General features: G+C 65.8%; 13 protein-coding genes. 9 read left to right on the top strand and 4 right to left on the bottom strand.

Features of this window, described 5'->3' with window-relative positions; genetic code table 11:
* Positions 1–32: 32 nt before the first annotated feature.
* A complete protein-coding gene (locus BR47_RS0100640) occupies positions 33–626 on the top strand; it encodes a DUF3159 domain-containing protein (protein ID WP_502685811.1) in 594 nt (197 codons plus the stop codon).
* Here the strand turns inward: BR47_RS0100640 and BR47_RS0100635 are convergent.
* On the bottom strand, positions 623–1282 hold the full coding sequence (locus BR47_RS0100635; RefSeq protein ID WP_020101827.1) for a potassium channel family protein: 660 nt from the start codon (positions 1280–1282) through the stop codon (positions 623–625). The two genes, BR47_RS0100640 and BR47_RS0100635, sit on opposite strands and share 4 nt — an antisense overlap.
* Before the next feature lie 8 nt (positions 1283–1290).
* Complete coding sequence (locus BR47_RS0100630; RefSeq protein ID WP_081633431.1) at positions 1291–1965, bottom strand: potassium channel family protein; 675 nt, start codon at positions 1963–1965, stop codon at positions 1291–1293.
* A 104-nt stretch (positions 1966–2069) separates the two neighbouring features.
* Between BR47_RS0100630 and BR47_RS0100625 the strand changes: the two genes are divergently transcribed.
* From BR47_RS0100625 to BR47_RS29375, 6 genes are all read left to right on the top strand, one after another.
* Complete coding sequence (locus BR47_RS0100625) at positions 2070–4064, top strand: APC family permease (RefSeq protein ID WP_029105315.1); 1995 nt, start codon at positions 2070–2072, stop codon at positions 4062–4064.
* Positions 4065–4077: 13 nt separating this feature from the next.
* Complete coding sequence (locus tag BR47_RS0100620; RefSeq protein ID WP_029118274.1) at positions 4078–5265, top strand: class I SAM-dependent RNA methyltransferase; 1188 nt, start codon at positions 4078–4080, stop codon at positions 5263–5265.
* Between the two features lie 64 nt (positions 5266–5329).
* On the top strand, positions 5330–6607 hold the full coding sequence (gene nhaA, locus BR47_RS0100615) for a Na+/H+ antiporter NhaA (protein WP_029118273.1): 1278 nt from the start codon (positions 5330–5332) through the stop codon (positions 6605–6607).
* 36 nt (positions 6608–6643) lie between these two features.
* Entirely contained in the window at positions 6644–8542 is a 1899-nt protein-coding gene (gene dxs, locus BR47_RS0100610) for a 1-deoxy-D-xylulose-5-phosphate synthase (protein ID WP_029118272.1), read from the top strand.
* A 322-nt stretch (positions 8543–8864) separates the two neighbouring features.
* Positions 8865–9173: a type VII secretion target gene (locus tag BR47_RS32365; RefSeq protein WP_081633430.1), complete on the top strand. Its 309-nt coding sequence runs from the start codon at positions 8865–8867 to the stop codon at positions 9171–9173.
* A 9-nt stretch (positions 9174–9182) separates the two neighbouring features.
* The gene (locus BR47_RS29375) at positions 9183–10823 is read left to right on the top strand and encodes a DUF4185 domain-containing protein (protein ID WP_051634539.1); all 1641 of its coding nucleotides are present in this window, start codon (positions 9183–9185) and stop codon (positions 10821–10823) included.
* Positions 10824–12018: 1195 nt separating this feature from the next.
* On the opposite strand, the gene BR47_RS0100600 is transcribed toward BR47_RS29375, so the two are convergent.
* On the bottom strand, positions 12019–12402 hold the full coding sequence (locus tag BR47_RS0100600; protein ID WP_020101820.1) for a hypothetical protein: 384 nt from the start codon (positions 12400–12402) through the stop codon (positions 12019–12021).
* A complete protein-coding gene (locus BR47_RS0100595) occupies positions 12399–13250 on the bottom strand; it encodes a hypothetical protein (protein WP_020101819.1) in 852 nt (283 codons plus the stop codon). The genes BR47_RS0100600 and BR47_RS0100595 overlap by 4 nt, the downstream gene beginning before the upstream one ends.
* Before the next feature lie 107 nt (positions 13251–13357).
* On the opposite strand from BR47_RS0100595, the gene BR47_RS0100590 reads away from it, so the two are divergent.
* Together BR47_RS0100590 and BR47_RS0100585 are read left to right on the top strand one after the other, a co-directional pair.
* Positions 13358–14287 carry an alpha/beta fold hydrolase gene (locus BR47_RS0100590; protein WP_029118271.1) on the top strand — a complete coding sequence of 310 codons (930 nt, stop codon included), beginning with the start codon at positions 13358–13360 and terminating at the stop codon, positions 14285–14287.
* Positions 14288–14339: 52 nt separating this feature from the next.
* On the top strand, positions 14340–14792 hold the full coding sequence (locus BR47_RS0100585; RefSeq protein ID WP_131810151.1) for a lipoprotein LpqH: 453 nt from the start codon (positions 14340–14342) through the stop codon (positions 14790–14792).
* Positions 14793–14817 lie beyond the last annotated feature (25 nt).

The raw sequence follows: 14817 nt of genomic DNA, 5'->3' as shown, positions 1-14817 counted from the left end.
CCAAACTGACGGCGCACGTTCTGCTGGAGCAGATGGGCGGCATCAGCGGCCTGATCTATTCGTCCCTGCCGGTCCTCGTCTTCGTCCCCGTCTCCAGCTTTTTCGGTCTGACGGCCGCGATCTACGCGGCGCTCGGCGTCGCCGCCCTGGTGCTCGTCTGGCGGCTGGTTCGGCGCGAATCGGTGCAGCCGGCGGTGTCGGGATTCATCGGCGTCGGGATCAGCGCGCTGATCGCCTACATGATCGGCGCCTCGAAAGGCTATTTCCTGCTTGGCATCTGGTCATCGCTGATTTATGCCGCGGTGTTCGCGATCTCGATCCTGATCCGGCGCCCCCTGGTCGGCTACGGCTGGAGCTGGGTCACCGGACACGACCGCAGCTGGCGCGACGTCCGGCGGGCGGTGCTCGCGTTCGACATCGCGACCGCGGTGTGGGTTGTGGTGTTCGGGGCGCGGTTCCTGGTCCAGAACCACCTGTACGGATTGGACCAGACGGGTCTGCTCGGGGTGGCCCGGATTGCCATGGGCTGGCCGCTCACCGCGGTCGCCGCGCTGGCGTCCTACCTGGCCATCCGGACGGCCCAGAAGGCCCTCCGCGACGCCGAACATCACGTCACCGAGGACTAGCCCGGGTTCAGCACCTGGTTGCGCAGCTCCTGCTCGACCTCGGCCACCGCGACGAACAGCAGTTCGTCGCCGCCCTCGAGCGGCTCGTCCGATTCGGGCACGATGACGCGTGGGCCGCGCAGGATCGTCACCAACGTGGCATCGCGCGGCAGTTGCAGACGCTTGACCGCCTTGCCGCCCCACGGGGTGTCGTCGGGCAGCGTGATCTCGACCAGGTTGGCCTGGCCTTTGCGGAAGCTCATCAGCCGGACCAGGTCGCCCACCGACACGGCTTCTTCGACCAGTGACGCCAACATGCGCGGCGTCGACACCGCGACGTCGACGCCCCAGCTGTCGTCGAACAGCCACTCGTTGCGCGGGTCGTTGACGCGGGCCACGACGCGGGGGACCGCGAACTCGGTCTTGGCGAGCAGGCTCACCACCACGTTGGCCTTGTCGTCGCCGGTGGCAGCGATGACGACGTCGAACTCATGAAGCTTGACGGACTCGAGCAGCGAGATCTCGCAGGCATCGCCGAGACGCCACTGCGCCGCGGGGACAGCGTCGACGTCGATGTGGTCCGGATTGCGTTCCAGCAGCGTCACCTCGTGGTGATCGACCAGTTCCCGCGCGATGGAGCGGCCGACGGCGCCGGCGCCCGCGATTGCGACCTTCATGTGCGCTCCTAGTGGCTTTCGACGTCGTCGCCGGGCGGCAGCGATGCGATGGCGATGGCTTCGGCGACACGGCCCGACACCGCGGCCATGTACACCTGATCGCCGGCCTGGATGACGGTCTTGGCGTCCGGCAGCACGCCGCTGCCGAACCGGATGAGGAACGCGACGCGGCCGCCGGTCGCCCCTTCCAGTGCGGTGACGCGGTAGCCGACCCAGTCCTCGTGCAGGGACAGTTCGGTGACGCCGACGTTGCCCGACGGATCGCGCCACTTGGTGGTCTCGGTCTCGCGCGTCAGCAGATTCAGCAACCGGTCGGTGGTCCACGGCACCGTCGCGATGGTCGGGATGCCCAACCGCTCGTACACCGCGGCGCGCTTGGCGTCGTAGATACGCGCGACGACGCGCTGCACGCCGAATGTCTCTCGCGCGACTCGCGCCGAGATGATGTTGGAGTTGTCACCGGAGGACACGGCGGCGAACGCACCGGCCTCTTCGATACCGGCCCGCTCCAGCACGTCGCGGTCAAAACCCATGCCCAGCACGCGTTCTCCGGGAAATTCGGGCGACAGGCGATGGAACGCCGTCTTGTCCCGGTCGATCACGGCGACCTCATGACCGATGCGGGCCAATCCGTCTGCCAGCGATGCGCCAACCCGGCCGCAGCCCATCACGACTACTCGCACCAGCCGATCCTTTCTGGGCCAGGAACCGGCCCCGAAGCGAATTTCCTGCCTCAGCTCAGTCCGAACGCTACAACCCGAGCCTGGGGGGCTTACCCTTGGCTCTCGTGTCCAAGCTTTCGACCGCTACGCGACGGTTGGTGATCGGCCGACCCTTCCGCAGCGACAAGCTCGCCCACACGTTGCTGCCCAAACGTATCGCCTTACCGGTCTTCGCGTCGGATGCGCTGTCGTCGGTCGCCTACGCGCCGGAGGAAATCTTCCTGGTGCTGTCGGTCGCCGGTCTGTCGGCCTATTCGATGGCGCCGTGGATCGGTCTCGCGGTGGCCGGGGTCATGTTGATCGTGATCGCCAGTTATCGGCAGAACGTGCACGCCTATCCGTCCGGCGGCGGTGACTACGAGGTGGTCACCACGAACCTCGGGCATACCGCCGGGTTGACGGTGGCGAGCGCGCTACTGGTCGACTACGTGCTGACGGTCGCGGTGTCGACGGCGTCGGCGATGTCCAACATCGGATCGGCCGTGCCGTTCATCGCCCAGAACAAGGTGTTGTTCTCGGTGCTGGCGATCCTGATCCTGGCGTCGCTGAACCTGCGCGGCATCCGGGAGTCCGGCACGGCGTTCGCGATTCCCACCTACGCCTTCATGATCGGCATGTACCTCATGCTGGCGTGGGGTTTCATCCAGATCTTCGTGCTGGGCCACCCGTTGCGGGCCGAGTCTGCCGGTTTCAGCATCAAATCCGAGCACGGCGACGTACTGGGCTTCGCCATGGTGTTCCTGGTCGCCCGCGCGTTCTCGTCCGGCTGTGCCGCCCTGACGGGTGTGGAAGCGATCAGCAATGGTGTGCCCGCCTTCCAGAAGCCCAAGTCGCGCAACGCCGCAACGACGCTGCTGCTGCTCGGCGCCATCGCGGTGTCGTTGTTCATGGGCATCATCGTGCTGGCGAAGCAGATCGGCCTGAAGATGGCCGACAGCGTCGACCAGCTGGAGGGCGCGCCCGTCGGCTATCACCAGAAGACGGTGGTCACGCAGCTGGCGGAGGCGGTCTTCCAGGGCTTCCCGGTGGGCCTGTACCTGATCGCCGGCGTGACGGGTCTGATCCTGGTCCTGGCCGCCAACACCGCGTTCAACGGCTTCCCGGTGCTGGGCTCGATCCTGGCCCAGGACCGCTACCTGCCGCGACAGCTGCACACCCGCGGTGACCGGCTGGCGTTCTCCAACGGCATCCTGTTCCTCGCGTTCGCCGCCATCGCCTTCGTGGTGGCGTTCAACGCCGAGGTCACGGCGCTGATCCAGCTGTACATCGTCGGCGTGTTCGTGTCGTTCACGCTGAGCCAGATCGGCATGGTGCGGCACTGGAACCGCTTGCTGCGCACCGAGACCGAAGCGGCCGAGCGACGCCGTATGCAGCGCGCGCGGATCGTCAACACCATCGGTTTCATCTGCACGGGCGCCGTGCTGCTGGTGGTCATCGTGACGAAGTTCCTGGCCGGCGCCTGGATCGCGATCCTGGCGATGAGCCTGCTGTTCGTCCTGATGAAGGCGATCCACAAGCACTACGACACCGTCGCCCAGGAGCTGCGCGCGCAGTCCGGCCCCGACGAGGACGTCGTGCTGCCCAGCCGCAACCACGCCGTCGTGCTGGTGTCCAATCTGCACCTGCCGACGCTGCGGGCCCTGGCCTACGCGCGGGCGACCCGCCCGGATGTCCTGGAGGCCATCACCGTCAGCGTCGACGACGCCGAGACACGCGAGCTGGTGCACAAGTGGGAAGACAGCGACGTGTCGGTGCCGCTGAAGGTCATCGCCTCGCCGTACCGCGAGATCACCAGGCCCATCCTCGATTACGTCAAGCGCATCACCGCCGAGTCGAAGCGCACCGTCGTGACGGTGTTCATCCCGGAGTACGTGGTGGGCCACTGGTGGGAGCACATCCTGCACAACCAGAGCGCGCTGCGCCTCAAGGGCCGGCTGCTGTTCATCCCGAACGTGATGGTGACTTCCGTTCCGTGGCAGCTGAATTCGTCGGAGCGCGTGAAGGTGACCATGACTCCGGGTTCGGCGCCGGGCGACACGAGACGGGGCATCATCGAATGACCGGCATCATTGAATGACTGAGGTAACAGTGACCGTTGGCCCGCCGGCCAACGGCGGCAGCTGCGTCGCGCGCCACGACGGGCGCGTGATCTTCGTCCGCCACGCCCTGCCGGGTGAGGTGGTGCGCGCCGAGGTGACATCCGAGCGCGGGTCGTACTGGCACGCCGACGCTGTCGAGGTGCTCGAGCCGTCGCCCGACCGCGTGGATTCGCTGTGCGCGATCGCCGGGGCGCAGGGATCCGGTTGCTGCGACCTGGCTTTCGTCGATCCGGCGGCGGCGCGGCGGCTCAAGGGTGAGGTGGTGGCCAACCAGCTGGCCCGCCTCGGCGGTTACGAGTCCGGTGACCTCGAGGCCGCGGAGGTCGGCACCGTCGGCGCTACCGGGTGGCGTACCCGGGTGCGGCTCGAGGTCGGGGCCGACGGCCGGGCCGGGTTGCACCGGTATCACAGCGACGAGTTGGTGACCGACCTGTCGTGCGCCCAGGTGCCGGCCGGGTTGTTGGACGATCTGCCGCTGCAACCGCCCGGCGCGCACCTGCACGTCGTGCTCGACGACGCCGGGCACCGGCACGTCGTGCGGTCCGGTCCGCGTGCCGGCAAGAAGAGCAAGGCCGGCATGACCGAGGTGATCTCGGGCCAGTACGAGGCAGTGCAGCGCGTCGGCGATCGGGAATGGCTCGTTCCGGTGACGGCGTTCTGGCAGTCCCACCGCGACGCCGCCACCACCTACAGCGCGCTGGTCGCCGAGTGGGCGGAGCTGTCCGAAGGCCAGACGGCGTGGGACTTGTACGGCGGCGCAGGCGTTTTCGCCGCGGCGCTGGCCGGTTCGGTGGGGGAGTCGGGCCGGGTGCTGACGGTGGACACGTCGCGCGGATCGGCGCGTGCGGCCCGGTCCGCGCTGGGCGACCTGGGGTGCGTCGAGGTGGTGACCGATTCGGTGCGCCGGGCGCTGGGTACCCAGCGGGTCGCGGCCGATGTCGCGGTACTGGACCCGCCCCGCACCGGTGCGGGGCACGAGGTCATCGACCAGATGGCCGCGGCCGGGGTGCCGCGGGTGATCCACATCGGTTGTGAGGCAGCCTCTTTCGCCCGCGATATCGGCCTGTACCGCGGGCATGGATATGAGGTGGCGAACCTGCGCGTCTTCGATTCGTTCCCGCTGACGCACCATGTCGAGTGCGTGGCGCTGCTGACCCGGTAAGTTTGCGGACAGGTGTGCCGGGAAGCCTGGTCGGCGCCGTTCAACGCTGCCCAGGAGAGTTCCGATGACCAACCGCAACACGCGCCGGCGGCTGCTGACCCGCGGCAGTTGGCCCGAAGCCCAGAGGTTCACCGAGATTCTCCGCAAGGAGACCGTCGGCGGCATCCTGCTGTTGCTGGCGGCCGGCGCCGCCCTCGTGTGGGCGAATTCGCCTGCCGCGCACAGTTATCACGCGCTGTCTGAGTTCGCGATCGGGCCGCAGTCGTGGCATCTGCACCTGAGCCTGTCGGCCTGGGCGGCCGACGGGCTCCTGGCGATCTTCTTCTTCGTCGTCGGCGTCGAGCTCAAACGCGAGTTCGTCGCCGGCGACCTGCGCGATCCGGCGCGCGCCGCGCTGCCCATCGCCGCCGCCGTCGGCGGCATGCTGGCGCCCGCCGCCATCTTCGTGGGCATGAATCTCGCGCTCGGGCATCCCGAGAATCTCGACGGCTGGGCGGTGCCGATCGCGACGGACATCGCCTTCGCGCTCGCCGTTCTGGCCGTCATCTCCACGCATCTGCCCACCGCGCTGCGCACGTTCCTGCTGACGCTCGCGGTGGTCGACGACCTGCTGGCCATCATCGTCATCGCGTGCTTCTACACCGATCACCTCAATCCGACTGCGCTGGCGCTCGCCGTCATCCCCGGTGGGTTGTTCGTGGCGGCCGTGCAGCGCGGCATCCGGCACTGGTGGCTGCTGCTGCCGTTGGCGGTGGCGACCTGGGCCCTGGTGCATGCGAGCGGTATCCACGCCACCGTGGCCGGGGTCCTGCTCGGATTCGGCGTGCCGGTCCTGGGCAAGCACGCCTCGGCCGAGGCGTTCGAGCATGCGCTGCGACCGCTGTCCGCCGGCGTAGCGGTGCCGGTGTTCGCGTTCTTCGCCGCGGGTGTCAGCGTCGGCGGCTGGCCCGGTCTGGTGGACGCCATCACCCATCCGGTGACCGGCGGCGTCCTTCTCGGGCTGGTGTTCGGCAAAGCCATCGGTGTGTTCAGCACCACATTCCTGCTGGCGCGATTCACCGGCGCCGAGCTCGACGAGGGCCTGGGCTGGCTCGACGTCGCCGGGGTGGCGATGCTGGCCGGAATCGGCTTCACGGTCTCGCTGCTGATCGGTGAGCTGGCGTTCGGTACCGGCACGGCCACCGGCGCCGATGCCAAGATCGGCGTGCTCACCGGTTCGGTGATCGCCGGGATGCTGGCCGCGGTGCTGCTGCTGTCTCGCAACGCGGCATACCGCCGCATCCACGAACGGGAAATCGCCGACGACGACGGCGACGGCGTGCCGGACATCTATCAGCCTTGACCGGCTGTACCCGGGGTGCGTGCGTAGACTGTCGGAATGCTTGAACAGGTCCGCGGCCCAGCTGATCTGGCGCACCTGTCGCAGCCTCAGCTGACGGAACTTGCCGCCGAGATCAGGGAATTCCTGGTGCACAAGGTGGCCGCCACCGGCGGGCATCTCGGCCCCAACCTGGGTGTCGTCGAGCTGACCCTGGCCCTGCACCGGGTCTTCGATTCGCCGCACGATCCGATCATCTTCGACACCGGTCACCAGGCCTACGTCCACAAGATGCTGACCGGCCGGTGCCCCGATTTCGACACCCTGCGCATGAAGGGCGGCCTGTCCGGCTACCCGTCGCGCGCCGAGAGTGAACACGACTGGGTCGAGTCGAGCCACGCCAGCACCGCGCTGTCCTACGCCGACGGCCTGGCCAAGGCCTTCGAACTCTCCGGTTACCGCAACCGCCACGTCGTCGCCGTCGTCGGTGACGGCGCACTCACCGGCGGCATGTGCTGGGAGGCACTGAACAACATCGCGGCCGCCAACCGGCCCATCGTCATCGTCGTGAATGACAACGGTCGCAGCTACGCACCGACCATCGGTGGCCTGGCCGACCACTTCGCGGCCCTGCGTCTGCAGCCCGGCTACGAGAAGGCGCTGGAACGCGGCAAGCATGCGCTGCGTGGCGTGCCCGTCGTCGGCGAGTTCTGTTACCAGTGCGTGCACAGCATCAAGGCCGGCATCAAGGACGCGCTGGCACCGCAGGCGCTGTTCACCGATCTGGGTCTCAAGTACGTCGGGCCCATCGACGGGCACGACGAGCACGCCGTCGAGGCGGCGCTGCGGCACGCCCGCGGGTTCAACGCGCCGGTGATCGTGCACGTCGTCACCCGCAAGGGCATGGGCTACTCGCACGCGGAGAATGACGAAGCCGAGCAGATGCACTCGACCGGCATCATCGACCCGCACACCGGGCGGTCCACGGCCGAGTCGGTACTGGGCTGGACGTCGGTGTTCTCCGAGGAGCTGATCAAGCAGGCCACGAAGCGGCGCGACATCGTCGCGATCACCGCGGCCATGCCGGGGCCGACGGGTCTGTCGGCGTTCCGGCAGCGTTTCCCGGACCGGTTCTTCGACGTCGGTATCGCCGAGCAGCACGCGATGACGTCGGCCGCGGGTCTGGCGATGGGCGGTATGCACCCCGTCGTCGCCATCTACTCGACGTTCCTGAACCGGGCGTTCGACCAGATCATGATGGACGTGGCGCTGCACAAGCTGCCCGTCACGATGGTTCTCGACCGCGCCGGCGTCACCGGCAACGACGGCGCCAGCCACAACGGCGTGTGGGACATGTCGATGCTCGGCATCGTGCCCGGCATGCAGGTCGCCGCGCCGCGCGATGCCGCCCGGCTGCGTGAGGAACTCGGTGAGGCACTGGCCGTCGATGACGGGCCGACCGCCGTCCGCTTCCCGAAGGGTGCGGTCGGCGACGACATTCCGGCCGTCCGCCGCCAGCACGGCGTCGACATCCTGACCGAGCCTGCCGACGGTCTGCCCGACGACGTGCTGCTGGTCGCGGTGGGCGCGTTCGCCCGGATGGCGCTGTTGGTCGCCGACCGGTTGCGCAAGCAGGGCATCGGTGTGACGGTCGTCGACCCCCGCTGGGTGCTCCCGGTCCCGGCGGCCATCGCCGACCTGGCCCGCGCCCACAAACTCGTTGTGACACTTGAGGACAACGGGGTCGCCGGCGGCATCGGCTCCGCAGTGTCGGCATCGCTGCGGCGTGCCGAGATCGACGTGCCGTGCCGCGACGTCGGCGTGCCCCAGGAGTTCCAGGACCATGCCACCCGCAGTGAGGTCCTGGTGTCGCTCGGTCTGACCGACCAGGACATCGCCCGCCAGGTCACCGGCTGGGTCGCCGCCCTCGGCAGCTCGGTCGACATCGCCTCCCAGTAATCTCCCGCGAGCGGCCGTGTTTGTACGCCCAATCCCGGTGTGTCGCGTGCATTTTGGGGCCGCTCGCTCGAGCGGCGGGACATTTCTGCCCGCGCCCTTCGTGCTGTACAAGTTCGGCAGGCGCACACTCGAGTTCGGGTGAACCGAAACGAATTTCGCCAAGGATCGAGTGCACTGCCGCGAGCCCAGCTCCCCGCCGTGTGCGCGCAGATTGACCGGTGCCGTCGTCGTTTGGCTACGACTGGGGCGGTGAAATTGCCGTCGGCGACCGTTGCCGGGCGGCCCTATCATTTTCTGTGGGGGCTAGTTTGAGGGGGGTTAAGTGGCCGTGCCGAGCGATCCGTTGAAGGTCGATCCAATCGAGCTGCGAATGACTGCTGACCGCTTGGATGGTCACAGCAGTGATTTCTCCACCGAACATCTCAAGGCGCATGCTGCGGCAAGCCAAGCGGCGCTGGGCTCGGGACTGTCGGCCGCTGCACTACCGGAAATGCTGGCTGCGTGGGAAGCGGACGGCGCACATTTTGGTAAACGCTTCACGTCACACGCCGAGGGACACCGCGGGGCTGCGGGTGCATATGAACGCACTGATAGCAGTGGCGCGGCGCGAATCACCGACACAGGGTTGTGATCTGAACTCGTGTTGCTGCAGGTGCTGCGGGAGTGGGTTTCTGAGATCGCAGGGCTGGCCAAAGCTACGCGTGACGCGTCGGTCAACCACGCGAACTCTGCGGAGCTCTACCAACAGTTGGTGAAAACCTCCACGTGGCAAGGTCAGGCTGCGCAGGAGGCGATGCTGTCGATGTTGATGAGCGCCGCGGCTCACAACGTCAGGTCAGAGGACTTGTCATCGGCGGCGGCCGCGATGGACCACGCAGAACAAGACGCCACCGCCCTCGCTACCACTGTGAAAGCGATTCTCGACGATGCGGCCGCAGCACCGGCGGTGGAAGTTGATCAAACAACCAACAAGGTGAGCGTTCCAGCGAACTACGACTATCTCGATGATGAGACCAAACTGAAAGTATCGAAGAAGATCGCCGATCTGGAGGCACGGATCGCCGATGCGCAGGCCGAAGGCGACCGAATCGACGCTGATCTGGCCAAAGCGATCGCGAAGGCGACAGGGTTGCCGGAACCGACGAAAACGCCGACGACACTGGCAGAGCTGCTGGGACTGACCGGTGAGGGGCCGCTCGCACCCGGTGAGGTCCGAAACAAGGGGCCGATCGCCGGGACCGACAGCCCCGACGCTATCCCCGGGATTCGCGCAGCGGATCTCGGCGAGGTCATCACACTGCCGGACGGCACAAAGGTGGCAATTTTCGGGGACTCCTATGCCAACCCCCAGGTCGGCGGACCTGGGAATGAGCACTATCCCTCAGTTGCGGTGCCTGTGACATTCGACAGAAACGGCAAGCCTCATTTCGGTGCGCCGCTGACCGGGACCAACCTCAACAGCGGGTTGCCAAATGAATCACCGGGACCGCATACCCTCTTCCCGATACCTGATGCGGCTCGCGCGGCGGGGGCCAACAACGCGCTGCCGGCGGGCAGCGTCAAGATCGGCAACGACACCTACATGATGGTTGTGGGCACCAACACGAGCGAGGGCCTGAGCCCGAAGGGCTCGTGGCTGGTAAAGGTCACGAACGATCCGGCTGCCGGCTGGAAGCCGATCGAGGGGAGTTATAGGTCTGTCGCCGACAACCCCACGTTGCCAACTCAATTCAGCGGCTACCAAGGCAGTGACGGCAAGGTGTACATCGCCGCGGATGCGTTCGACCGCAGCCAAGGCGTCTCCATGTATCGGGTTGATCCCGCGCACATCAGCGACCGCGGGGCGTGGGAACCGTACAACCCGGGCAACAACACCTGGGGCGCGGCGGGACAGCCAGCGACCTCGACAATCACACCTGACGGTCAGAACTGGGGAGAACTGAGCTTCCGGGAGGTTGAAGGTAAACCGGTTCTCGCAGGCACGAACCTCCATAGTGGCGACGGTGATACGAACATGCCTACAGTCGAGGTACACGTTGGCGACAGCCAAACTAACGTCGTTAGGCCGGGTGGAGCCCCGATTGTGGTGATGGACAATGCCTCGGGAGCACCGAACCACGTGCCAGCGCCGTACGGCGGCTACATTCTGCCCGGCTCGACACTGGATAATCTCGGTTTGTTTGGCAGCCAGTGGTTTCAGCCGGTAGATGCGGACAAGCATCCCATCGGTCCGGTGCATTACGACGTGCAGGATATTCATGTCAATGTCAAGCCCCGCTAGGGACAACCGCAGCTACCACCATCGAGAGGAACGATCAAGATGATTCGGTTCGCACTTACTCTGGTGCTTCTTGCGTCGATCGTCTTGACTTCCGCTTGCACCGCTTCTGCGGAACCGCATGAATCTGGTGGACCAGTGGCATTCCCCGATATGAGCGGCTACACACCCGCAAACCCTGATGACTATGCGCAAGCGCTCGACAACCCGGGCCGCCCCGAAAAACTCATCAAATACGCGTTCGATACTCCTGATGGGGTTCGATGCAGTTTTGGCAAACCTGCCTCAGCGTCCTGCGGAGGTAACAACCTTCCCGCAGTTTCTCCCGCAACATGCGATTCCGTGCAAGGTATCTACCGCTACAACGTAATGAGTACGAGTCGAGGTCTGCAGCAATGGCCTAGGGGTAGCTCGAATTGCTCGGAGGATTCGCCGCCGCACAAAGTTCTTCCTCCATTCCACACACTGACGGTCAACGGTGTGGTTTGCGGTGTGGATGACAAAGGCATGACGGCGTGCAAGGACCCACAAGGTCAAGGTTTCGTATTGTCTCCGTCCTGGTCGGGCTGGATACCAAAGGTGTGAATGATCACTCGCCTGATTGTCGTATCGCTGTTTTCCACCTTGATGGTGCTGCCGTCAGCTTGTGACGCTGCTGCGCGTCCGTCAATTCACAGCGAGCTATCCCGTTCGGTGGAACCGGGGAAGTTCCCCGATTTGAGCGGCTACGTCCCGGTTGGGCCAGACGAATACAAATGGGAGTCCGATAATCCCGGCCGTCCCAACAAAATAACCACATACGGTTTCAGTACTCCTGACGGTATCCGATGTACCTACGGAGAATCTCCTTCCGCGAGTTGCGTCGGCAATAACTTGCCTGGCATCGAGTCAGCGCGTTGCGATCCTCAAGAAGGTATCTATGAGGAAAACGCAATCGGTACGAATTCAGAGCCACGAAAAGTCACTGACACAGGATGTGTCACTAAGGCGTCGGCCAAGGTACTTCCGCCATTCCACACACTGACGGTATTTGGGGACACTTGCGGTGTGGATGACAAGAAAATGACCGCCTGCAAAGACCCTCGGGGTCGAGGGTTTGTCTTGTCGCCGTCGTGGTCTGGCTGGATACCAAAGCTCTGACGTACAACGACGAATGCAACGAAAAGCCCCAGTTGTCGCGACCGGACTTGCGGACGACTCACACGTGCAGCGCGATCGCTTTCCCTACCGGGATCATTGCCCAGGCGACAACGAGGCCAATGGGTATGCCGATCAATGGACTCCAGCGTCGACGTGCCGCCAAGGCAGCGGTCACCACGGCGGCGACGATGCCCGCCATCAGACACAGCCATGGAATGGCGATGAGGAAATTCTGACCGCGCGCTGACAGCGTGCACACCCAGTCGGTGCTGCCGTCGTGGCAGCCGTCGGTGGCCATCGCCAGCGGGAGCATCAGCAGGAATGCGAAGCCGCACCCAATGACTCCGAGTCCTCCCACGATTCCCGCGAACCAGGCCCAATGTGTCGGAAGCCATGGGCGAGTCGGCGTTTCGCCATCCGACGGTTCGGGGTCGTGGGTCATGCGAAACGGTCCCGGCCGTCGCGGTCGATCTTGCCCCGGATCTCCTGATACGCCTCCGCGAGCGCGGTGATCTTGTCCACCGACGACGACGGGGTCTGAGCCGGTGCCGCCTCGACGCCGTACAACCTCGCGGCCATGCGGCTGCGGATGTCGTCGCGCTTTTCCGCGAGCTGTGCCCGGGCGCGGTCGTCGCGCAGCGACTGGTCGATCTCCTCGGCCTTCTCAGCGCATCCCTGCAAGGCATACACCCGCGCCCACGACCGTGACCCCAGCTCCCGAACTTTCGCCCGAGCGTCCTCCAGCATCGCCAGATCGTCTGAATCGGGCTCGGCGATCCCGCCGAGCTCTGTGATCAAGCCCTTGAGCTCTTGTGTGGCTCGGCAGTTTTCACGGATTGCCGTCAGGTCGCCGGTGAAGTCGAGGTCGTTACCGAGCCAGCCGTCGACCGCGGCGTCCGAGCGCTCGATCCGCTCGATGGCGGCCTGTGCGCCGTCGAGCAGCTCGATACCGTCGTCTCCGAACTCCTCAACAAGCCGCGCCCGTACCAATTCCTGGGATGACGGTTCGCGCGCAGTCGTGGAGCCGGACCGACTGTCGATCACGATGTGCATGATCAACAACCCGATGGCGGCGATGCCCATGGCGGGCAGCAGCAGGATGCCCTCCGTCGCGATGCCGATCAGGACCACCACGGCGATCGACAGCAGCCAGGCCCGTGTCATGGTCGGCAGGGGGCGGCGCGCCTTGCGATCGGATGAGAAGACGGCCCCGAGCGCGGCGCCGCCGAGGATCATGATGACAGCGAGGATGACCGCGACGACGCCGAGCACTAGCAGGAGCCGAATCATCCCGATGTCCTTCTCTGTTCCGTGCTGTCAATGGTAATTCGGCGCGCCAACATGCCTGGCTGACGCGGTGCGGCGACGTCAGACTGTCCGCGGCCTACGCTCAACCCATGCACGACGAACTCGAAGCCTGGAAGTCCGCCGGCCAGTATTTCGACTACCTCGGATTCGACATCTTCTACCGCCAGGACGGCCTCGAGCTCGGCAGCGGACCGGTGCTGTTGCTCATCCACGGCTACCCGTTCAATTCCTGGGACTGGTCACTGATCTGGCCGACGCTCATCGAGAAGTTCACCGTGATCGCGCCGGACATGATCGGCATGGGATTCTCCGCAAAGCCGTCGGCGTACCAGTACTCGGTGCACGACCACGCCGATATGCACGAGGCGCTGCTGGACCACCTCGGCGTGCAGACCGCCCATATCCTGGCCCACGACATCGGTGACTCGGTGTGCCAGGAACTGCTGGCCCGCAACCGGTTCGGTGATCAGTCGTACGGCAAGCTGAACATCGAGTCGATCACCTGGCTCAACGGTGGGCTGTTCGTCGAGTCGTATACCCCGCGGCTGCTGCAGAAGGCGTTGTCGCGAACTCCGTTGGGCGACATCATCAGCCCGCTGCAGGGCACGCCGTTGTCGCGGCGGCTGGCCGACCCGACCATCAACGAGATGTTCGGCGTCAACACCAAACCGTCGAAGGAACTGATGGACAAGTTCCACGAGATCCTCGACTACAACGACGGCAAGAAGGTCATGCACCAGGTCGGCCGCTTCATCAACGACCGCTACACCCACCGCAACCGCTGGGTGCGCGCAATGCGTGAGACGACGATCCCCATGCGACTGATCGACGGCCCGTCCGATCCGAACTCGGGCGCCCACATGGCCGCGAGGTACCGCGAGGTCATCCCGAACGCGGACGTCGTGATGCTGGCCGACGACATCGCGCACTGGCCGCAGATCGAAGCGCCCGACGCCGTGCTCGAGCACTTCCTGGAGTTCGTCACGCCGTTGTTGTGGCGGCCGTTCGGCGCCCGCTGACCCCTGCGCGCTTTTGCGCGCGGAACGCGGCGGCAACTGGTTCACTTGCGACATGCGCGTCCACCGCCCGGATCTGGTGGCGGTGCTGGCTGTCCTGTTGATCAGTGCGTGCGAGTCCGGGACGCCGACCGTCACCTCGATCGTCTTCGACGGGGAACCGCACACCATCAACACCGGGACGGTCGTCTGTACCCGGCAGCCGGCCGGGGGAGGCCTGGTCATCCTGGCGCAGGGCAAGTCGGGACAGCTGGTGCGGATTCAGCTCACGCAGGTCGGCCGCATCGTCGTCCAGAAGGTCGGACTGCGGGATGGTGACGCGACGGGATTTGTCGCCGACCCGCAGGAGATCACCGGTATCAAGGTCGACGACACCTACACCGTCAGTGGGCGCATGCCGCCGAATCGCGGTGAATCCCAATGGCACACGTTCAAAATCCAGACCGCCTGCCCCGGTTACCAGGACGCCCATCCGCATGACACCGTCCCGGCGATCGGGAGTCCGTGACCGCTCGCCGGCGGTGAGGGTGCGC

The sequence above is a fragment of the Mycobacterium sp. UNC410CL29Cvi84 genome, from assembly GCF_000686745.1.
In the GTDB taxonomy this organism is placed as follows: Bacteria; Actinomycetota; Actinomycetes; order Mycobacteriales; family Mycobacteriaceae; genus Mycobacterium; species Mycobacterium mucogenicum_B.
Note: the sequence above shows the minus strand (reverse complement) of the source record. Positions and strands in the feature narration are given on the sequence as shown.